Annotated in this window: 17 protein-coding genes and 1 pseudogene; 12 read left to right on the top strand and 6 right to left on the bottom strand. The window is 64.9% G+C overall.

The window, feature by feature from the left end:
• Nucleotides 1-61 precede the first annotated feature (61 nt).
• The 5 genes and pseudogenes from ACW18C_RS05570 to ACW18C_RS05550 form a co-directional block, all read right to left on the bottom strand.
• A pseudogene (locus ACW18C_RS05570) lies at nucleotides 62-1129 on the bottom strand (IS1182 family transposase); the annotation flags it as partial.
• A gap of 119 nt (nucleotides 1130-1248) precedes the next feature.
• Nucleotides 1249-1563: a DUF3817 domain-containing protein gene (locus tag ACW18C_RS05565; protein WP_492073308.1), complete on the bottom strand. Its 315-nt coding sequence runs from the start codon at nucleotides 1561-1563 to the stop codon at nucleotides 1249-1251.
• Nucleotides 1564-1641: 78 nt separating this feature from the next.
• On the bottom strand, nucleotides 1642-3081 hold the full coding sequence (locus ACW18C_RS05560) for an efflux transporter outer membrane subunit (protein ID WP_492073306.1): 1440 nt from the start codon (nucleotides 3079-3081) through the stop codon (nucleotides 1642-1644).
• Between the two features lie 6 nt (nucleotides 3082-3087).
• Complete coding sequence (locus ACW18C_RS05555) at nucleotides 3088-6228, bottom strand: multidrug efflux RND transporter permease subunit (RefSeq protein ID WP_492073305.1); 3141 nt, start codon at nucleotides 6226-6228, stop codon at nucleotides 3088-3090.
• A 15-nt stretch (nucleotides 6229-6243) separates the two neighbouring features.
• Complete coding sequence (locus ACW18C_RS05550; protein WP_492073303.1) at nucleotides 6244-7371, bottom strand: efflux RND transporter periplasmic adaptor subunit; 1128 nt, start codon at nucleotides 7369-7371, stop codon at nucleotides 6244-6246.
• A gap of 157 nt (nucleotides 7372-7528) precedes the next feature.
• Between ACW18C_RS05550 and ACW18C_RS05545 the strand changes: the two genes are divergently transcribed.
• From ACW18C_RS05545 to ACW18C_RS05490, 12 genes are all read left to right on the top strand, one after another.
• Nucleotides 7529-8218 (top strand): response regulator, encoded by a 690-nt coding sequence (locus ACW18C_RS05545; RefSeq protein ID WP_492073301.1) that lies wholly within the window; start codon nucleotides 7529-7531, stop codon nucleotides 8216-8218.
• A complete protein-coding gene (locus tag ACW18C_RS05540; RefSeq protein WP_492073300.1) occupies nucleotides 8215-9279 on the top strand; it encodes an ATP-binding protein in 1065 nt (354 codons plus the stop codon). Before ACW18C_RS05545 ends, ACW18C_RS05540 begins: the two co-directional genes overlap by 4 nt.
• 49 nt (nucleotides 9280-9328) lie before the next feature.
• Nucleotides 9329-9541 (top strand): hypothetical protein, encoded by a 213-nt coding sequence (locus tag ACW18C_RS05535; protein WP_492073298.1) that lies wholly within the window; start codon nucleotides 9329-9331, stop codon nucleotides 9539-9541.
• A gap of 644 nt (nucleotides 9542-10185) precedes the next feature.
• Complete coding sequence (locus tag ACW18C_RS05530; protein ID WP_492073296.1) at nucleotides 10186-11367, top strand: TolC family protein; 1182 nt, start codon at nucleotides 10186-10188, stop codon at nucleotides 11365-11367.
• On the top strand, nucleotides 11364-12497 hold the full coding sequence (locus ACW18C_RS05525) for an FtsX-like permease family protein (protein ID WP_492073294.1): 1134 nt from the start codon (nucleotides 11364-11366) through the stop codon (nucleotides 12495-12497). The genes ACW18C_RS05530 and ACW18C_RS05525 overlap by 4 nt, the downstream gene beginning before the upstream one ends.
• Before the next feature lie 4 nt (nucleotides 12498-12501).
• Nucleotides 12502-13251: an ABC transporter ATP-binding protein gene (locus ACW18C_RS05520; protein ID WP_492073293.1), complete on the top strand. Its 750-nt coding sequence runs from the start codon at nucleotides 12502-12504 to the stop codon at nucleotides 13249-13251.
• Between the two features lie 14 nt (nucleotides 13252-13265).
• Nucleotides 13266-14156 carry an HlyD family secretion protein gene (locus tag ACW18C_RS05515; RefSeq protein WP_492073291.1) on the top strand — a complete coding sequence of 297 codons (891 nt, stop codon included), beginning with the start codon at nucleotides 13266-13268 and terminating at the stop codon, nucleotides 14154-14156.
• Nucleotides 14149-14856, top strand: coding sequence for an HAD-IB family phosphatase (locus ACW18C_RS05510; protein ID WP_492073290.1), 708 nt, complete (start codon nucleotides 14149-14151; stop codon nucleotides 14854-14856). Before ACW18C_RS05515 ends, ACW18C_RS05510 begins: the two co-directional genes overlap by 8 nt.
• On the top strand, nucleotides 14853-15728 hold the full coding sequence (locus tag ACW18C_RS05505; protein WP_492073289.1) for an alpha/beta hydrolase: 876 nt from the start codon (nucleotides 14853-14855) through the stop codon (nucleotides 15726-15728). The genes ACW18C_RS05510 and ACW18C_RS05505 overlap by 4 nt, the downstream gene beginning before the upstream one ends.
• Complete coding sequence (locus ACW18C_RS05500; protein WP_492073287.1) at nucleotides 15725-16084, top strand: EamA family transporter; 360 nt, start codon at nucleotides 15725-15727, stop codon at nucleotides 16082-16084. The genes ACW18C_RS05505 and ACW18C_RS05500 overlap by 4 nt, the downstream gene beginning before the upstream one ends.
• On the top strand, nucleotides 16081-16503 hold the full coding sequence (locus tag ACW18C_RS05495) for a DMT family transporter (RefSeq protein ID WP_492073285.1): 423 nt from the start codon (nucleotides 16081-16083) through the stop codon (nucleotides 16501-16503). The genes ACW18C_RS05500 and ACW18C_RS05495 overlap by 4 nt, the downstream gene beginning before the upstream one ends.
• A complete protein-coding gene (locus ACW18C_RS05490) occupies nucleotides 16496-17728 on the top strand; it encodes a DegT/DnrJ/EryC1/StrS family aminotransferase (RefSeq protein ID WP_492073284.1) in 1233 nt (410 codons plus the stop codon). Before ACW18C_RS05495 ends, ACW18C_RS05490 begins: the two co-directional genes overlap by 8 nt.
• Here ACW18C_RS05490 and ACW18C_RS05485 read toward each other — a convergent pair.
• On the bottom strand, nucleotides 17725-18975 hold the full coding sequence (locus tag ACW18C_RS05485; protein ID WP_492073282.1) for a cyclopropane fatty acid synthase: 1251 nt from the start codon (nucleotides 18973-18975) through the stop codon (nucleotides 17725-17727). The two genes, ACW18C_RS05490 and ACW18C_RS05485, sit on opposite strands and share 4 nt — an antisense overlap.
• Nucleotides 18976-18978: the final 3 nt, after the last annotated feature.

Below are 18978 nucleotides of genomic sequence, written 5' to 3'. Positions count from 1 at the left end.
AGGTCGAGTCAGGTCTGACCTCAACTGAAATTTGCTTAAATCTGGGAAAGGAGAATGTGTGGCGCGACAACAGCGCGCCGGCCGGGCAGCGATAGACGTCCTGATCGGGCAGATAAACGAAGTCCTGCTTGCCGAAGCGGCCCACGGCCTTGGCGCCTGACGTCAGCGGCTTGGGGACGTAGGGCGTCACGCCCAGGGTCTCGCAGGCGAGGATCTCCTCGCAGGAGAAGTAGCCGCAGTCCGCCAGTACATCGAGCGCCTCGACGCCCATCGCGTCCTTGGCCTTCGCCGCCATGGAGGCCAACTGCTCGCGATCACTGCCGGTCATCACCACTCGTGGGCGACGATCAGGTGATGCTCGCCTTCGACGGCGGATTGGACGTTGTAGCCGACGATGCCGCTTCCCCGGCCTGATGTCGCCATGGCGCGAGCATTGGGATCGGTCAGGGACACCTGGCCGTCGGGCGACGCTTCGACCTGGCCTCCATGGCCTTGAGCATCGCCATCTGAGCGCGAAGGCGATCAATCTTCTCGACCAATCGTCCGGACCGCGCTTCGGCGGCCTCTCCCTCGTGACGACCCGCCGTGTCCAGGTCCTGCAGATAGCCGGCGATGTGCTCGGCCACCTGTTCGATCCGCCGCTTGACCTTGTAGGCGGTGAAGTTGCGGTCGCGGGTGTTCACCGCCTTGAACTTCGACCCGTCTATGGCGACCAGGGCCGCGCTGAACAGGCCAAGCTGGCGGCACAGAACCAGGAACTGCGCGCACGCCGCCTGGATCGCCAGGCCCTTCTCTCGGCGGAAGTCGGCACTGGTCTTGTGATCCGGTGCCAGCCGCCCCGTCAGCCACATCAGCTCACGTTGCGCTGCGCCTCGCGCTCCAGTCTCCGGCTCGACTGCATCTTGTTCAAGTAGCCGTAGACGTAGAGCTTTAGCAGCATCGCCGGATGATAGGCTGGTCGCCCCGTCGCCGCAGGCGTCATGCCCTCGAAGCCCAGACCCTTGAGGTCCACCTCATCGACGAAAACATCAACCACCCGGACCTGATTATCCTCGGCCACATAGTCGTCGAGACACTCGGGAAGCAGCGTCGGCTGCCGGCGATCGGCACCCTGAACGAAGCGGCTCATACCCACCTCCTGCTGACCACAAGAGGCTAACCTAATCTGCTCGACCCGCAGGAAGCGACCAGCTCATCGCCTGAGACCAGACATAAGGGCGAGGCCGAGCTGATGACTGATTTCGACTCTCAGCACCGGTTGGCTGGGAGCCCGAGGCGTCTTCTTTGCTGCAGCCTCTTAAGATAGCTGTCGTTGGCGAAGGTCCCAAGTGGGATGAAGGCCGCGAGAGTGGTGCGCAGCCACCCGCTGACTTCTGCTCGGCTGATGGCCAAGACCGGTATCATCACCAAGAGGTAGGCGATGAAGGCGACGCCGTGAGCCATCCCCGTTATAGGAACGAGAATGGGGTTCCCTGCCAGATACTTCAGCGGCATGGCCACAAAGAACAGCGCGATCATCGTCACCCCTTCAATGAGCGCCACTAGGCGAAAGACGCCAAGCATGTCGAATGTCCTTCTGAGAAATCAGTCAGGAACGGGCGGCCGGAGCTGAGCGTCTGCTTCAACGCGCTGCCGTCCACATCACCTTGAGGTGCGCCAGCGATACGCGCCGTTCTGCTCCGGGCTCCATCCCATAACGCCTCCGCCAAGAGCGCCGTAGAGCTGCACGCTGGCGGTCGCTTGCGCCTGGCGCAACTCCACCAGCGCCAGGCGGGCTGCGTACAGCTGGCGCTGCGCGTCCAGCAGCTCCAGACGGCTTTCGACACCGGCGCGGAAACGCAGCTCCGACAGATCCACCCGTCGCTCGGCGGCGACGACGGCGCCGCTCTGGGCGTCGATCTGGCTTTCAAAAGTAGCCCGCGCCGCCAGCCCATCGGCGACTTCGCGGAAAGCCGTCTGAAGCGTCCTTTCATAGACCACCACGGCCCTGTCGCTACGAACCTCCGCCACATCCAGTCCGCCCTTGAGCCGACCCACCTGGAAAATCGGAACGGTGATCTGAGGCACGAAGGACCAGGTGTCGCTGTCGCCGTTGAACAGACTGGTCAGATCGCCGCTCGCGAAGCCCAGCGCGCCGGTGAGCGAGATGCGAGGGAAGAAGGCGGCGCGCGCCGCCGCCACGTCGGCGTTGGCCGCCGCCAACTGGTACTCTGCCTTGCGAACGTCGGGACGCCTTTCGAGCAGGTCAGCCGGAACCCCAGCAGGCAGTTCGGTCTGCACGGGGCGATCCGCCAGCCTCATCGGCGCAGGCAGATCGGCCGGCATAGGCGTCCCGACGGCGAGAACGAGAGCGTTCACAGCGACCTGCCGCGCCCTAATCGCCCCCTCCCGGTCGGCTTCAGCGCTCCGGACCTGACCTTCGGCCTGGGCCACCTCGAGACCGCTGCTCTGACCCGCTGCACGCAGTTGCTTCGCAAGTCTCAAAGACGCCGACCAGTCCTCAAGCGTGGCCTCGACGAGACGCAGCCGTTCGTCGGCCGCGCGTTCGGCCAGATAGGCTTCGGCTACAGTCGAGATCACGACAATGCGGGCCGCATCTCGCCCTTCTTCCGCAGCCAGCCAGGCCTCGAAGGCGCTGCGCGACTGGGCGCGCAACCGACCGAACAGATCAAGCTCGAAAGCGGTCAGCGCCAGCCCCGCAGAATACTGGGATTGCGATCCCGCATTAACGTCCCGGGATGTGTTCCCGCCCGAACGTCCCCGGGTCATCCCGGCGTTCGCGTCAACCTGCGGGAACTGATCGGCGCGACGGACACGCAGTTGAGCGCGCGCTTCCTCTGCGTCCAGCATGGCGAGCCGCAGGTCGCGGCTGTCGGTTAGAGCCAGTGAGACGAGACGCTGCAGGCGGGCGTCGCGCAGAACGTCTTCCCAGGCCGTCCCGGCCGTATTGCTGGAATCGATGGGCGAAGTCAGTGGATAGCTGGCCGCAATCACGTCGGTCGTCGGCGTTTTTGGAGCCGTCTGGCAGGCGGCGGCGGAGAGGGCCGCCGCAAGCACGGCGAGCATTGCAGGCGTTTTCATATCCCCTCAGCCCTCCCTGGCTTTCTTGAGTGACGGCGGCCTGAGCCGCCCCATGCGCTGGCTGATCTGGCTCATCGCCGTCAGGGTGAAGACGAAGAAGACGGGCACAAAGAAGATCGCCAGAACCGTGGCTGTGATCATTCCGCCGAACACGCCGGTGCCGATGGCGTGCTGGGTGGCGGCGCTGGCCCCGCTGGCGATCATCAATGGCACGACGCCCAGCGTGAAGGCCAGCGAGGTCATGATGATCGGGCGCAGCCGCAGACGCGCGGCCTCAATGGTGGCCGGGATCAGGGCTTGCCCTTGAGCCTGAAGCGCACGAGCGAACTCCACAATCAGGATGGCGTTCTTGGCGGACAGACCGATCAGGGTGATCAGGCCGACCTTGAAGAAGACGTCGTTGGGCAGATCGCGCAGCAGGACGGCGAGCACCGCCCCGATCAGGCCCAGCGGCACCACCATCATGACCGACAGCGGGATGGACCAGCTTTCGTAGAGGGCGGCCAACACGAGGAAGACGACCAGCATCGAAAGCGCCAGCAGCATGGGCGCCTGGCTGCCGCTTTCCTTTTCCTGCAGAGATTGTCCGGTCCAGGCCACGGCGTAGCCAGGCGGCAATTGTTCGACCAACTTCTCCATCTCGATCATCGCCTGACCGCTGGAAACCCCCGTCGCCGCATCACCGCTGATACGCACAGCGGGATAGCCGTTGTAGCGCACCACCTGCAGCGGCGTGGTGGTCCACGCCGGCGTCACCACTTCCGACAGCGACACCATGCCGCCGGCGGCGTTGCGCACATAAAGACCCAGAATATCTGAGACCTGCATCCGCGCAGGCGCATCGGCCTGAACGATGACCTGCTGCAGACGTCCATTGTTGGGGAAGTCGTTGACATAGGACGAGCCGAGCGCAGCGGTAATGGTGCTGCTGACGGCCTCGAACGACACGCCAAGGGCTTCGGCCTTGGCGCGGTCGATCTTGAGGTCCACGCTGGCGCCGGGCGGCAGACCTTCGGGATAAACCCCGGTCAGTCGCGGGTTTGCAGCGGCGAGCGCCAGAAGCTGGTTCTGCGCGTCCAGCAACTGTTCGACGCTCTGACCCGCGCGGGCCTGAAGCCGCATGGCGAACCCTGACGAGTTGCCCAGAGAATCGATGGCCGGGGGATTGACCGTCATCACCTGACCATCGGTGACGTTGCTCATCGCTTCGGTCGCTGCAGCGACCTCGCCCTGAGCAGTCGCGCCGTCGCGCTCCTTCCAGTCGACCAGGTTCGTGAACACCATGGCTGCGTTGGACCCAGACCCGCCGAAGCCGAAGCCCAGGATTGAGAAGCTGTCGCTGACGCCCGGACGCTCTCGCAGATGCGCCTCGAACTGCTTGATAACATCGCGCGTGCGGGCGCCCGTCGCATCGGCCGGCAAGGTGATCGAGGTGATGATGCTGCCCTGATCCTCGTCGGGCAGGAAGGCTGAGGGGATTTTCGTGAAGCCGAAGGCCATCACGCCCACAAGCACCAGAAACACCGCCATGGCGCGCCCCGTGCGCTTCAGGAGGCGGGCGACCGACGCAGAATAGCCCCGGGTGAACCTGTCGAACTGGCGATTGAACCAGCCGAAGACCCCCTTCTTGTCATGATGGCCGGGCGCGATCGGCTTAAGAATCGTGGCGCAAAGGGCCGGCGTCAGCGAAAGGGCCAGGAAGGCCGAGAACAGGATCGACACGGCCATCGACACGGTGAACTGGCGATAGATGGCCCCCACCGATCCCGACGCCATGGCCATCGGCAGGAAGACCGCGCAGAGCACCAGGGTGATGCCGATCACCGGACTGGTGATCTCCTTCATCGCCTTCTTGGTGGCTTCCTTGGGCGAAAGCCCTTCGGTCGCCATGATCCGCTCGACGTTCTCGACCACGACAATGGCGTCGTCGACGATGATGCCGATGGCCAGAACCATGCCGAACATGGTCAGCACATTGATGGAAAAGCCCGTCGCCAGCATGACGGCCAGCGTGCCGAGCAGAGCGATCGGCGCGACGATGGCGGGGATCAGCGTGTATCGGACGTTCTGAAGGAAGAGGAACATCACCAGGAAGACCAGCGCCATCGCCTCGATCAGGGTATGAACGACCTTCTCGATCGACACCTTCACGAAGGGGGCGGTGTCATAGGGCACGACGTAACTCATGCCCGTAGGCATGGCTTGGGCCAGCTCGGCCATCCGGGCGCGAACGCCTTCGGCCGTTTTGACCGCATTGGCGCCGGGTGACATCTGAATGGCGATGCCGCTGGCCGGCTTGCCGTCCTGATAAGTCGAGAAGGCGTAGGTCTGCGGACCCAGCTCGACACGCGCGACGTCGCCCAGCGTCAGCCGCGAACCGTCGGTTCCGGCGCGAAGCGTGATCGCGCGGAACTCTTCGGGCGTCGTCAACTGGCCGGAAGCGGTCAGGGGAATGGTGACCGCCTGCCCTTCCGTCGTCGGATCGGCGCCGGTCCGTCCTGGCGCGATGGGCAGGTTCTGCGCGGCGATGGCGTTGGTCACATCGCTGATGCCGACACTATAGGCGGCCAGCTTCTGAGGGTCGATCCACACGCGCATCGCATATTCGGAACCGAAGTTCTGAACGCGGCCGACCCCCGGCACCCGTTTGAGCTCCTCGACCACGTTTCGGCTCATGTAGTCGCCCAGTTGCTCCGCATCGAAGGCGTCGCCGTCGGAGATCAGGGCGACCATCATCAGGAAGCCGGAATCGGCGGCCTCGACCGTGAGGCCGCTCTGGCGCACCGCTTGCGGCAGGCGAGGTTCGACGCTTTTCAGGCGGTTCTGGACGTCGACCTGCGCCAGTTCCGGGTTCGTGCCGGGACGGAAGGTCGCCGTGATGGTGGCCGTCCCTGACGTGTCGCCGGAGCTCTCGAAGTAGAGGAGGTTCTTGACGCTCGACATCTCGCGCTCGATCGGCGCGATGACGCTGTCGGTCATAGTCTGCGGGGTCGCCCCCGGATAGGAGGCGTAGATGCTGATGCTGGGCGGCGCCACATCGGGGAAGCGCGCGATCGGAAGATTAGGCAGCGCCAGAAGGCCGCTCAGGATGATGAAGATGGCGAGGACCCACGCGAAGATGGGACGCTCGATAAAGAACTGAGGCATCGCGTCTTTCCCGGATCAGGTCGCAGGGGCTGCAGCGGTCGGCGCGGTCCAGGGTCTCGCGGACATCGGCTGGCCGGGTTGAATACGGTCCTGACCTTCGACCACTACGCGCTCGCCGGCCTTCAGGCCGGAAAGCACGACGTACTTCCCGTCGAACACATCTCCCAGCTCAACAGGGCGCGACACCGCCTTGCCGTCCGCCGCCACAACCAGGACAGTCGCCTGGGGGCCGTTGCGCATCACCGCCTGTTGCGGGACCTTCGGCAGCACCTGCTCCGCGCCGCGCGGCACTCGGGCGCGCACGAACATGCCAGGCAACAGGCGCTGCGACGGATTGTCGACAAGAATGCGAACCGTCACGTCGCCGGTCGCTGGATCGACGCTGAGGTCAGAGAACATCAACCGGCCCGTCAGTCCGGTCGGCTTGCTGTCGCTGTCCAGTATTTCGACCCGACTGGACCCCTGGCCCGCCCCGCGCAGCGTCTCCAGACGCGACGCCGGCTGGCGCACGTCCACGTAGACCTGATTGATCTGATGAATGGTGGCGAGCGCCTTCGCGTCGGCCGTTCCGACCAGAGCGCCCTCGGTAATGGCCGAGGCGCCGATGCGGCCGGCGATCGGCGCCGTCACCGTGGCGAACCCGACATCCAGGCGGCGGCGCGCCAGGCTGGCGCGAGCCGCTGCGACGTCGGCCTCCGCCTGAGCCAGTTCGGCGGCGGCGTTATCATAGGTCTGACGGCTCACGGCGTCCGCATCCAACAGAGGCGCCAGACGATCGACCTGAAGACGAGCGCGGTCTCGGACGGCAATAGCCCGTTGAAGGGCTGCTGACGCGCTGTCGGCTTCTGCCCGGAACGGCGCCGCATTGATCTGAAAAAGCGGCTGCCCGGCCCGGACGTTCGCCCCTTCCATGAAGAGCTTGCGCTGAACGATGCCGCCGACCTGCGCGCGTATCTCAGCGGTGCGGAAGGCGACGACCCGCCCCTGCAGGCTGTCTGAGAACTGCACCGGGCCCTCGGTGACTGTCGTCACGGCGACAGCCGAAGGCGACGGCGCGCTCTGTTGCGGCTGTGCTCCGCACCCAGAGAGGATGACAATGGCCGCTGCGCCGATGAGGAACTTTTGGCGCGATGGGCGCATCATGTCGTCATCTCCGAGAATCCGCCGAATGGCTGAGACGCCGCTACTTGCACTGCAGCATGGGATTTTCGTTGCAGATTGATGGAAGGCGTATGGAGCCCACACGCCAGGGCTGGACGCGCTCGTCATCATCGCGCCATCTACCTCTCAGGGAGACAGCATGAGCGCCTTGATATTGATCGCTGAAGACGAGCCCGACATCGCTGCCGTGCTCGACGCCTATCTCACGCGAGAGGGCTTCCGTACTGTCCGCGCGGCCGACGGCCAGGTCGCTCTGGACCTTCACAAGGCCTTGAAGCCAGACTTGGTGCTTCTCGACGTCCGCATGCCCAAGCGCACGGGGTGGGAGGTGCTCAGCGAGATTCGCCGGCGTGACGATACGCCTGTGATGATGATCACGGCCCTGGACCAGGATATCGACAAGCTCCAGGCGCTGCGCGTCGGCGCAGACGACTATGTCGTGAAGCCCTTCAACGCGGCCGAGGTCGCGGCCCGCGCCCACGTCATCCTGCGACGCCGCCAGGGCGGCGGAGACAACAGAGTGCTACGTGTCGGTCCGCTGCAAATCGATCTCGAGAGCCACCTGGCGACGATAGGGGAGCCTGATGCAGATCGACGGCTGAATCTGACCCTCACCGAGTTCCGTGTCCTGGCCTTCATGGCCCGACACCCCATGCGCGTTTTCACCAGAGGCGAGTTGGTCGACGCCTGCCTTCCCGGTGAGGATGTTCTGGAGCGAACCGTGGACAGCCATCTCAGCAAGCTTCGCAAGAAGCTCGAAGAGGCTGGCGCTGCAAAGCTTCTGACGGGTGTGCGTGGTGTCGGTTACCGGCTGGAGTTGCCGAAATGAAGGCGCCGTCAGGCCTGGGCCGGAACATCGCCATATACATGTCTCTGGTGACGACGCTGGGACTGTGCATCTCGACCGTCGGCAGCTATTTCATCTACGGGTGGCTGTTCACCAAGAACCCTGAGTATTTCGACTCTTCTGTCTGGGCTCTCGGTCCGCTCGACATAATGGTCACGTGCGGCTTCATCCTGCTTTCGATTGGTCTATCCGTCGCTGCGGCTCTGCAGTTGTCCAAGCGCATCGCACGCCCCTTGTCGTCGCTGGCGCTCGCAGCGCGGCAAATCAAGAACGGGGACCTTGGGGCCCGCGCCTCCGCAGAAGACCGATCTCTGGGCGAAGCCACGGAGATGGTCGAGAATTTCAACGCCATGGCGGCGCGGCTGGAGAACGTCGCCGAGGACCTGACGACCTGGAACGCCTCCATCGCGCACGAGCTTCGCACGCCGGTCACGATCCTGCTCGGTCGGCTACAGGGTGTGGCGGACGGACTGTTCGAGTTGGACGACGCTCTTCTGGCCAGCCTCATCAAGGAGACCAAGGGGCTTGCGCGGCTGATCGAGGACCTGAGGGTCGTCAGCCTGGCGAATAGCGGACATCTTCACCTGCGCTTCGAGGTCGTGGACATGGCGGAGGTGGTGGGCGACCTGCGCGGCGCCGTGGACCCCGCCCTGACCGAGGCCGGCTTTCGCACGATCTGGACGCTCGACTGGCTACCGGTGGAATGCGATCCTTTCAGGGTTCGGCAGGCCGTGCTCGCCCTGATCGACAATGCCCGAAAGCATGCGACTCCCGGCCTGCTGCGTATTTCAGTCGAGCAGCGTGACGGCTTGGCGTCAATCACCGTGTCCGACGTCGGCCCTGGGCTTTCGCCCTCCTCGGCTCAGAATCTGTTCGAACCTTTCGCACGGGGAGGCGCCGAAGGGGACGGTTCAGGCCTTGGTCTATCCGTGGTCAGGGCGGTGGCCGAAGCCCATGGGGGCGAACTCCGATGCCGTCCAAACGCTGAACGGGGCTCTACGTTCGAGTTGCTGTTCCCCGCCGTCAAACCTGATCATCTCTAGAATATGGCGTGCTGATCCACAACGGATAACATTTTTCTAGGTAATGCTGATGATCGTCGGCATAACTGTTCTGAGTCCTCGCGGTACTGGACCTCACATTGAACTTCAGGCGATTCTGATCGCGGGCATCATCTCATTCGTCTCGTCGATTAAGGCCGGGTTTGGCGGCAAGCAATCCATTCCGCTGATACTCCTCGTCCTCGGGCTCGGTCTGATCAGTCGCCCGACGCCCCTCTTGACCGAATATTTGAGGCTGCATTGATCGCCTTGAGATAGGTCACGTCAGTCATGACATCTCGACGTTCAGTTTGATCACCGAACAACCCCTCAATCATCTTAAATAAACGAGCCGCTCACGACCTCACACCCATCAATTACTTTAAGTAATTAAATATCTGTTGTGGAATAACTGGCAACTTTGTTATCGTCTATATATACAATATTATTGCTAAAACCCAACGACATATCAACAACACTTCTTAGATAAATCCACAAAAGACATATCATACTCACAAATAATCTCATAAGAGAGTCAATATTTATAAGTCATGCTCAGATTTTCACGATTCGGAACTAAAATTTACACATCAGATCGATGGACCTCGAGCCCGCAAGCGACGCTACGTCCACATTTCATCCGCGGAGTCGCAACACTCCGTGGGTATGCGTCTGGCACGTTAGTTATTTCATGGTTTTGCAGGATCGGCATTGCAGCACCCCGTCCAAAGAATATTGCTGGGCGTGCCGAGCGCGATTGTCCTTGTCGCCGCAGGCGGCGCTCTTGCACATCCAGAACATGCCCCGCTTGCAGCACCCGTTGTAACAGCCGCCGCTCTTGAGGGCCGTCTCGAAGGGACCCATGTCGAAAACTGGAACGAGGTTTTCGACGAGCCCGATCTGACGGCAATGCTAACCGAGGCGCTTGAGCACAATCTGACGATCGAGAGCGCCCGGCATCGGCTGCAACAGGCCATGCTCATGCAGCAAGGCGCGCGCACGGTCGACCGCCCCGACGGGCAACTGTTCGGAGTCCCGTTGCAGGATGTGCCTTCAGGCGATGGTTATTACCAGTTGGGCGTCGGAACGCGGTGGGAGATGGACTTCTTCGGCGCCGGCGCTGGTCGAAATCAGGAAGCCCAGGCCCGCACGGCCGTAAACGCTGCGCAACTGCGTGCGGCCCGCCTGATGATCGCGACCTCGCTCATTCAGGCCTATTACGAACGTCATCAGGCGCTGGCCGGGCTGGTCCTGTCCCGGCAGTCGCATGAACTGTCCCTACGCGCCCTGCAACTGCTGCGGGCGCGGTACGACGCGGGGCTGGCCGAAGCCCGCGAACTGCGCGCAGCCTCGCAGGAAGAGCACCGTCATCGGATCGAACAGGCCCGCCTGAAACATCAGATCGAACGCGGCTCATGGACCCTTGCGGCCCTGTTGAGCCAATCGGCCGCCGCGCCGCAGGACGCCCACGCCGGCGACCACTTTGCGGCGGTGCGCTTTCCATCCGAACTGCGCGCCGATGACCTGCGACGGCGTCCCGATCTGATGATCGCCGAGGCCGACGTCCTGGCGGCCGCCGCCCGGGTCAGAATCGCCAGATCTGCGCTTTACCCCCGCCTGACCCTGGGGGGGGGCGTCGGCTACACGTACAGCCTGTCGTCCGCCCCCTCGCCTGGCGGTGTGGCGCCAACCATCGGGGTGTCGATCGATATTCCGCTGTGGGACTGGGGCCGCCGCCGCGCCCTGGTGAACAGCGAAGACCACGCCCTGTCCGGCGCCCTGGCCCTTTACCGCCAGGCCGTCATGGACGCCGCCAGCGAGGCCCACACCGCTCTGGGCGCCCTTGAGCAACAGCAGGCCATCGTCGCGATCCGTCGTGAAACTGTCGACGCCCTTCAACAGACGCTGGACGCCTGGACCATCCGCAAGAACCTGGGTCTGGCCAGCGAAATCGACCTGATCCAGCCCGAGGCCGACCTGCTGGAGGCCCGCTCGGCCCTGGTCGACGCCCAAATGGACAGCATTCTGGCCCTGTTGGCGGTCTACAAGGCTGCAGGCGGCCCGCCCCCGACTGCCGGGAAAGCGCCATGATCTCCCTGGCCCGCAAGACCCTGATCCATGAGTGGGGGCGCTTCGTGCCCGTGGTGCTGGCCGTCGCTTTCGCCGGTCTGTTGCTGATCGTGCAGGCGGCGCTGGTGCTGGGCATCTTCAGCAGCGCCGCCATCTATATCAAAGCGTCTTCAGCCGATCTGTGGATCGGCTATCCCGGCTCGCAGAGCGTCAACTACGGCCGCCCGCTGGGCCCGGACATAGAAATGCGGCTACTGGCCGACGACGCCGTCACGGCGGTCGAGCCCTATCGCTGGGTCGACGCCAACTGGCGCTCGGCCTCGGGCGGAGGCGGGGCCATCTCCATCTATCTGTCGGGCATTTCCGTGGATGACGGCGCGATGGCTTTTTCGGAGCGGCTGTCCGAGGCCCAGCGACGAAGATTGCGCGAACCAGGCGCGGTCATAGTCGACGCCGCCGACCTTTCCACACTTCACGTCGCCGATGGCGGCGGCGCCTGGATCAACAAACAGCCGGTGCGCGTCGTCGGCGTCATCAAGGGGATGCGCGGCCTGGGCGGGGTCAATGTTCTATCGTCGCTGGAGACCGCGCGTGAGATCGGCGCCGCAGAGACGCAGGCCGACACCTATTATCTGGCCCGACTGAAAGACGGCGCCGCGGCCGCCGCAGCGCGTCAGCGGTTGATGCAGGACCGCGCCGCCTTCTCTTCCTATGAGGCCTGGACCGGGCGTGAGTTCGCCGCCCGGTCTCAGAACTACTGGCTGCTGGACACCGGGGCCGGGATCGCCGTCCTGTTCATGGCCATTATAGTCAGCCTGGTCGGCGCCGTGGTGACCAGCCAGTCGCTGGCCGGGACCATCGCCGCCTCACGACGCGAATACGCCGCCCTCAGCGCCCTTGGCGTCGGCCGCTGGCCCCTGACCCGCGTGGTTCTGGAACAGAGCGCCTGGATCGGCGGCGTCGGCCTGATGCTGGCCGCCCTGCTCAGCGCGCCCCTGCTGGCGCTGGCCGCGAGCCATGACGTGCCGGTCGCCATGAACCTGCCGGTCGCGACCGGATGCGGACTGCTGATCTTCGCCATGGCCATGCTGGCCAGTCTGGCGGCAGTGCGCACAATGCTGGGAACCGACCCCGCCATGTTGCTGAGATAACGCCATGGCCAATTCGCCCATCGTTACGAACGCCCCGGCCGTCGTCGCCGAGGGATTGGTGAAGACCTTCGTCACGGGCACGGTGCCGACGCCCGTGCTGACGCATCTGGATCTCAACCTCTACCCCGGCGAGATGACCCTGATCTCCGGCCCGTCGGGTTGCGGGAAGAGCACGCTTCTGTCCCTGCTATCCGGCCTGCAGAAGCCCGACGAAGGCGCCGTCACTGCCCTGGACCAGCGGCTGGATGGTCTCAACCGGGGACGGCTGGAGGCCTTCCGCCTGCAACACACCGGCTTCGTCTTTCAGGGCTTCAACCTGTTCCCCGCCCTGACGGCCGTGGAGCAGGTGCAACTGCCGCTAGGCTATCTGGGCATGGACCGCCGCCAGAGCGAGACGCTGGCCCTGAAGGCGCTGGAGGAAGTCGGCCTGAATCACCGCCTGCATATGCGCCCGGCCCAGCTATCCGGCGGCGAAAAGCAGAGAGTCGCCATCGCCCGCGCGATCGCCAAATCACCTTCCCTGCTATTCGCCGACGAACCCACCAGCGCTCTCGACGCAGAGAACGGCCAGCGCGTCAGCGAGATGCTGCGCCAGATCGCTCATCGCCACGGCTCGACCGTGGTGTGCGTCAGCCACGACCCGCGACTGATCCGTTTCGCCGACCGCCTGGTGAAGATGGAGGACGGCGTCATCCAGAGCGACGAACGCCCCGCCCTCTCCGCCGCCCACCTAAGCCCTTCGGAAGTCGGGTGATAGGAGCCAGAACCATGCCGCCAATATCCCGCCTTTCCGCCTTCGCCGGCGTGGCGCTTCTGATCCTTCCCACGCTATCCTCCTGCCAGCAGACGGAGCCGCCTGCCGAGCCCCCTCCCCTGCACGCTATCGCGCGCGGGCGGATCGAGGCGCAGGGCGGTCTGATCGCAGTGACCGCGCCGATCGACGGCGAACTGCTCGCGCTGGACGTCGCCGAAGGTCAAAAGGTGCGCAAGGGCGATGTGCTGGCCCGTTTCGACGACGCTTCTCTGGCGGACGAAGCGCACCTGATCAAGGCTCAAGCCAACCAGTCGCGCCAGCGCCATCTGTCGGCCCAGCGCAAGACCCGCGCCCTGACCGAAACCGTCGGCCGCTATGAACAGGCCGCCCAGGCGGGCGCCGCCTCGGCCCAGGCCCTGGCCGAGGTGCGGCAGTCGCTGTCCGACGCCCAGGCCGAGGTTGACGCCGCCGCCGCCGAGATCGCCGTGGCCGATCAACGTCTGGTCCAGGCCCGCAACCGCCTGCGGAAAACCCGGCTGATCGCGCCCGCTGACGGCGTCGCCCTACGCATGGCCGCCTGGACCGGACAGCGGCTGTCGGCCGGAAACGCCGTCCTGACCCTGCTGCCCGATCGCCCCCTGATCGTCCGCGCCGAGATCAACGAGAGTTTCATCGGCCGGGTGCGCCCCGGCATGAAGGCGACGGTGACCATCGACCCGGCGACGTCTGACGCCAAGCCCCTGCCCGCCGCGCGGTTGACCTATCTCAGCCCCGTCTACACCCACGCCCGTCAGGATGACGACGTCGAGCGCGGCCCCAGCCGCGTAGTCGAGGGCCTGCTGGAGTTCGACGCCCGCCCCGATGTGCGCGTCGGCCAAACCGTTCGAGTCCGCTTCGATGACTGATCGCCCCTATGCCGTCGCCCCGTCACGCACCGAGTGGGCCATCCACTGTGATTTTGACGGCACCATCAGCAATCGGGATGTGACCGACAGCCTGTTGCAGGCCTTCGGCAGCCCCGGCTGGACCGATCTCGAAAGTGCGTGGGAGCAGGGCCAGATCGGCTCCAGGGCGTGCATGACCGGCCAGATCGCCCTGCTGGACATGACGGAATCCGAGTTCGACGCCGCCCTGTCCGCCATTCAGGTCGACCAGGCCTTCCCCGCCTTCGTCCGAGCGGCGCACGGTTTCGGCGCGCCAGTCAGCATCGTCAGCGACGGGCTTGATCTGGCCATCCAGCGCATCCTGACGCCATTGGGGATGCAGACCCTGCCCATCATGGCCAATCAGCTGGAACAGGTCACGTCCGACCGCTGGCGGCTGAACACGCCGTGGAGTTCCGGAGCCTGCATCAAGGACAGCGCCAATTGCAAATGCGCCCGTCTGGCCGACGCGAGGCGGACGGCGGGCCGCATCCTCTATATCGGCGACAGCACCTCTGACTTCTGTGTCTCCGGCAAGGCGGACTTCGTTCTGGCGAAGAGCCGCCTGATCGACCACTGCCGCGCCAACGCCATTCCCTACGCCCCCATCGACGACTTCACCGACGCCCTGGCGCTGCTGCCGGAAATCCTGAGCCGTCGTCCGTTTCAGGATGCCGTATGACTTCGCCAATCGCCTCGCGGATCAAGGACCAGGCCTATCTGCTAGCGGGTCAGGGCGAAAACGGGCGCGTCGGCGTCCTGCTGATCCACGGCCTCACCGGTACGCCCAATGAGATGCGCCTGATCGCGCGCGGCCTGCAGAAAGAAGGCTTCACTGTCTACGTCCCGCAACTGGCCGGCCACTGCGGCGACGTGGACGATCTGCTCGCGACCGACTGGCGCGACTGGATGAGCAGCACCCGCGAGGGCGCGCGTAATCTGGCCGCCCGCACCGACCGGATCATAGCCGTCGGTCTGTCGATGGGCGCCCTGTTGGCGCTGGGGCTGGCCGAGGAAAAGACGCCCAAGCTGGCGGGCGTCGTCGCCCTTTCCACCACCTTCCGCCACGACGGCTGGAGCATGCCATTCTACACCCGCTTCTCTTTCCTGCTGCCACTGTGCCGGGCGCTGGGGATCGGGGCCACACGGGTCTTCTTTGAAATGCCGCCCTACGGCATCAAGGACGAGGCGATCCGCGCCCGCATCGTCGCCCAGATGCAGTCAGGCGACAGCTCGCAGGCGGGTCTGCCGGGCAATCCGTGGTGGTCAATCGGCGAGCTTCAGGCCCTGGCGCGCCACGTCCGCCGTCGCCTGCCGCTGATCGAGGTTCCCTGTCTGGCGATCCACGCCCGCCATGACGATGTCGCCGCCTTGTCCAACGCCCGGGACATCAAGAATCGCGTCCGCAAGGCGCCGGTCGAACTGGTCGTGCTGGACGACAGCTTTCACATGGTCACCATCGATCGGGAGCGCCGCCGGGTCATCGCCTGCGTCAGAGATTTCGCCTGCCGGATCGCCGGCCGGAATGAGACGACGACGGAGGCCGCCGCGTGAACCTGTTGGTCGTCGGCCTGTGGACCGCCAACATCATTGTCGACTGCACAGGGCAGCTGGCGTTCAAGGCCGCCGCCTCTGACCCACGTGCGGGTGACGGGCTGGCGCGCTGGCTCTACATGGCCAGAAGGCCGTGGATCTGGATCGGCGTCGGCAGCTATGTGGCCGAATTCCTGGTCTGGCTGGCCTTCCTGTCGCTGGTGCCCCTGTCCGACGGGGTGCTGCTGGGGTCGATCAACATCGTCGCTATCCTGTTGCTGGGGCGGGTGCTGTTCCATGAGACGCTGACCCCGTTGCGGATCATTGGCGTGACGCTGATTTCTCTAGGCGTCGCCATCGTGGGGCTGAAAGGATGAAACCCTCCCAGAAAATCTTCTATATCATCGGCTTCCTGGCGTTAATGGCGTTCGACACCCTGGCCCAGATCTGTTTCAAACAGGCGGGCAACAGCGCATTGCCCGTCGAATTCTCGCCGTCATGGCTGGCGCGAGTGTTCAGCCAGCCGTGGATCTACGGCGCCATGGCGGGCTATGTCGGCGCCTTCTGCACCTGGATGACGCTGTTGCAGCGTGCGCCGGTCGGCCCGGCTTTCGCCGCCTCCCACCTCGAGATCGTGTCGGTACTGGCGCTGTCGGCGGTGCTGTTCCACGAAGTCATCGGCTGGCCCCAGCTTGTGGGGACGCTGCTGATCCTCGCGGGCATCGGCTGTCTGGCCCTGGGCGAAGGCCGTCTCAGCCATGAGGACGGCGCGCTAGAGCCTGAGCCTCGTGGCTAGGCCATCGTCATTTGCCCCGCCGACCGCAAGCCTGCCGCTGCAAATCCGCAACCTGCTTCCCGGCCGCGCGTCCTGTTTAGAGACCGATCTAGCGGCCTTTCTGGGGACGCCGCCGATCCAGATCGAATGCTCGGGCACGGCCGCCTTCATCATCGCCTTGCGGACTCTGGCCGCCTTCGCCCCTGAACGGAACGAGGTGCTGATCCCCGCCTATACCTGTCCGCTGATCGCCCAGGCCGTGGCGGCCTGTGATCTGCAGTCGAGGTTGGTCGACCTCAGCCCCGACAGTCTGGACATGGCGCCCGCGGCGCTGGACGCCCTGTGCGGTCGCCGGACGCTCTGCGTCGTTCCCACTCATCTGGGCGGGCGGGTCAGCGACATCCGCCCGGCGAAACAGGCCGCACGCCGCGTCGGCGCCTGGGTGATCGAGGACGCGGCTCAGGCGTTGGGCGCACGCCTCGATGGAGCGCCGATCGGGCTTCAGGGCGACATCGGCTTCTACAGCTTGGCGGTCGGCAAGGGCCTCAGCATCTATGAGGGGGGCGCCTTGACCGCCCGCGACGAAGGCCTGCGTCAGGCCTTGATGGAAACAGGTCGTCGCCTGATCCCCGACAGTCCGGCGATGGAAGTCCGGCGCATCGCCGAACTGATCGGCTACACCCTGCTCTATCGGCCCGGCGCCATGCGATGGAGCTATGGCGCGCCCCTGCGTCGGGCTCTTGCGCACGGTGACTGGAGCGCAGCCGCCGGCGACGATTTTCCCGAACGCATCCCCCTTCACCGCCCCGGCCGCTGGCGCAAACAGGTCGGCGCCGAAGCCCTGAAACGTCTGTCCGCCTTTCTGGCCGCCAACGAGAGGCAGGCCCGAACGCGGGTGGAGGCGCTGAAACAGATCGGGGCCGTCGAAGTCGTCGAGGACAGCACGCCGGGCGCGAGCGGCGTCTGGCCGATCCTGATGCTGCGCCTGCCCGATCAGGCGACCCGCGACGCCGTCTTGGCCCATGGCTGGGAAAAGGGGCTGGGCCTCAGCACGCCCTTTCTGCGCGCCCTGCCCGACTATCGGCGCTATGCCTCGATCATCCCTCGTTACGCGCCCGACGCCCTGCCCAACGCCCGCAACTGGGCCGGTCGACTGCTGGCCATTAGCAACAGTCCGTGGCTGGGCGATGCGGACTTCGCGCGGGCCTGCGATATCATCCGCCGCGCGATCGAGGGGCGACGTTAAAGCCGCGCCTGCTCCTTGCGTTTCAGTTCGGCCTCGCGCTCGATGATATAGTTGCGCGTCAGAGGAACCGCCTCCTGCCGGCGCGCCAGCTGGACCTGAAACACGGCGATCTCCTGATAGCGGAAGGCCGTCTCCGACATGGCCAGGTAGAATTCCCACATCAGGCAGAAGCACTCGTCGTACAGCGCCTTGGCCTCGTCGCGCCGCGCCATGAACCGCTCGCGCCATATCCGCAGCGTCTGCGCGTAGTGCAGGCGAACGACCTCGATGTCGGTGACGATCAGGCCCGACCGTTCGATCGCCGGCGTGAACTCGGACAGAGAGGGCAGGCTGCCGCCGGGGAAGATGTACCGCTCTAGCCACGGGTTGTTGAAGTCCGGCACATCGCTGTTGCCGATAAAGTGCAGCAGCATGACGCCGTCTTCGGTCAGCAGGTCGCGGCATTGTTTGAAGAAGGCGTCGAAGTTGACGATGCCGACGTGCTCGAACATCCCCACCGAGACGATGCGGTCGAACGGCCCCGGCACGTCGCGATAGTCCTGCAAGCGGAACTCCACATCCCCGCGACGAGGCGATATTTCCGCGCGGGCCGTCGCCGCCGCCTGTTGTTCCGTCGACAGGGTCACGCCGACCGCCTGACCAGCGTCCGCCACCTCGGCCAGATAGAGCGCCATCCCGCCCCAGCCGCAGCCGATGTCCAGAACGCGTTGACCCGGTTCGATCAGCAGCTTGGCGGCGATATGGCGCTTCTTGGCCAGTTGGGCCTCTTCCAGGGTTTCGTCACCCGTCTCGAAATAGGCGCACGAATACTGGCGGTCCTCGTCCAGAAACAGCCGATAGAGCCGGTCATCCAAATCATAGTGGTGGGCCACGTTGCGGCGCGATTTCTTCCGCTTGTTGCTCTGTAGAAGAGGCCGCAGAGCCGACCGCACAGAGTCCAGAGCACGCACCGTGGCGCCGACCGGCACATCGCGATCGTCGCGCAGCACCAGCTCCAGAAAATCATAGACCGTGCCGCGCTCGACCGTCAGCCGCTGCTGCATGAACATCTCGCCCATGTTCAGGTCGGGATCGCGCAACAGGTTCAGGATCGCCCCACCGTCGGTGAAGCGCACGCGCACGCTTGGCGTCCCGCCGTCACCCAGGCGCAGCATGGCGCCGTCCGGCATGACGATCTCCAGATCGCCGCGCTGGATCAGGGGGGTAAAGACGCGCTTCACCAGCTTCAGCATCAGTCCATCCAGCATCCG

The sequence above is a fragment of the Brevundimonas sp. FV1ye7S genome (genome assembly GCF_058680995.1).
Note: the sequence above shows the minus strand (reverse complement) of the source record. Positions and strands in the feature narration are given on the sequence as shown.

Coding starts and splice junctions, on each gene's coding strand:
- ACW18C_RS05565 (WP_492073308.1), bottom strand. CDS start 1,563: ATGCTTGGCGTCTTTCGCCTAGTGGCGCTCATTGAAGGGGTGACGATG.
- ACW18C_RS05560 (WP_492073306.1), bottom strand. CDS start 3,081: ATGAAAACGCCTGCAATGCTCGCCGTGCTTGCGGCGGCCCTCTCCGCC.
- ACW18C_RS05555 (WP_492073305.1), bottom strand. CDS start 6,228: ATGCCTCAGTTCTTTATCGAGCGTCCCATCTTCGCGTGGGTCCTCGCC.
- ACW18C_RS05550 (WP_492073303.1), bottom strand. CDS start 7,371: ATGATGCGCCCATCGCGCCAAAAGTTCCTCATCGGCGCAGCGGCCATT.
- ACW18C_RS05545 (WP_492073301.1), top strand. CDS start 7,529: ATGAGCGCCTTGATATTGATCGCTGAAGACGAGCCCGACATCGCTGCC.
- ACW18C_RS05540 (WP_492073300.1), top strand. CDS start 8,215: ATGAAGGCGCCGTCAGGCCTGGGCCGGAACATCGCCATATACATGTCT.
- ACW18C_RS05535 (WP_492073298.1), top strand. CDS start 9,329: ATGATCGTCGGCATAACTGTTCTGAGTCCTCGCGGTACTGGACCTCAC.
- ACW18C_RS05530 (WP_492073296.1), top strand. CDS start 10,186: ATGCTAACCGAGGCGCTTGAGCACAATCTGACGATCGAGAGCGCCCGG.
- ACW18C_RS05525 (WP_492073294.1), top strand. CDS start 11,364: ATGATCTCCCTGGCCCGCAAGACCCTGATCCATGAGTGGGGGCGCTTC.
- ACW18C_RS05520 (WP_492073293.1), top strand. CDS start 12,502: ATGGCCAATTCGCCCATCGTTACGAACGCCCCGGCCGTCGTCGCCGAG.
- ACW18C_RS05515 (WP_492073291.1), top strand. CDS start 13,266: ATGCCGCCAATATCCCGCCTTTCCGCCTTCGCCGGCGTGGCGCTTCTG.
- ACW18C_RS05510 (WP_492073290.1), top strand. CDS start 14,149: ATGACTGATCGCCCCTATGCCGTCGCCCCGTCACGCACCGAGTGGGCC.
- ACW18C_RS05505 (WP_492073289.1), top strand. CDS start 14,853: ATGACTTCGCCAATCGCCTCGCGGATCAAGGACCAGGCCTATCTGCTA.
- ACW18C_RS05495 (WP_492073285.1), top strand. CDS start 16,081: ATGAAACCCTCCCAGAAAATCTTCTATATCATCGGCTTCCTGGCGTTA.
- ACW18C_RS05485 (WP_492073282.1), bottom strand. CDS start 18,975: ATGCTGGATGGACTGATGCTGAAGCTGGTGAAGCGCGTCTTTACCCCC.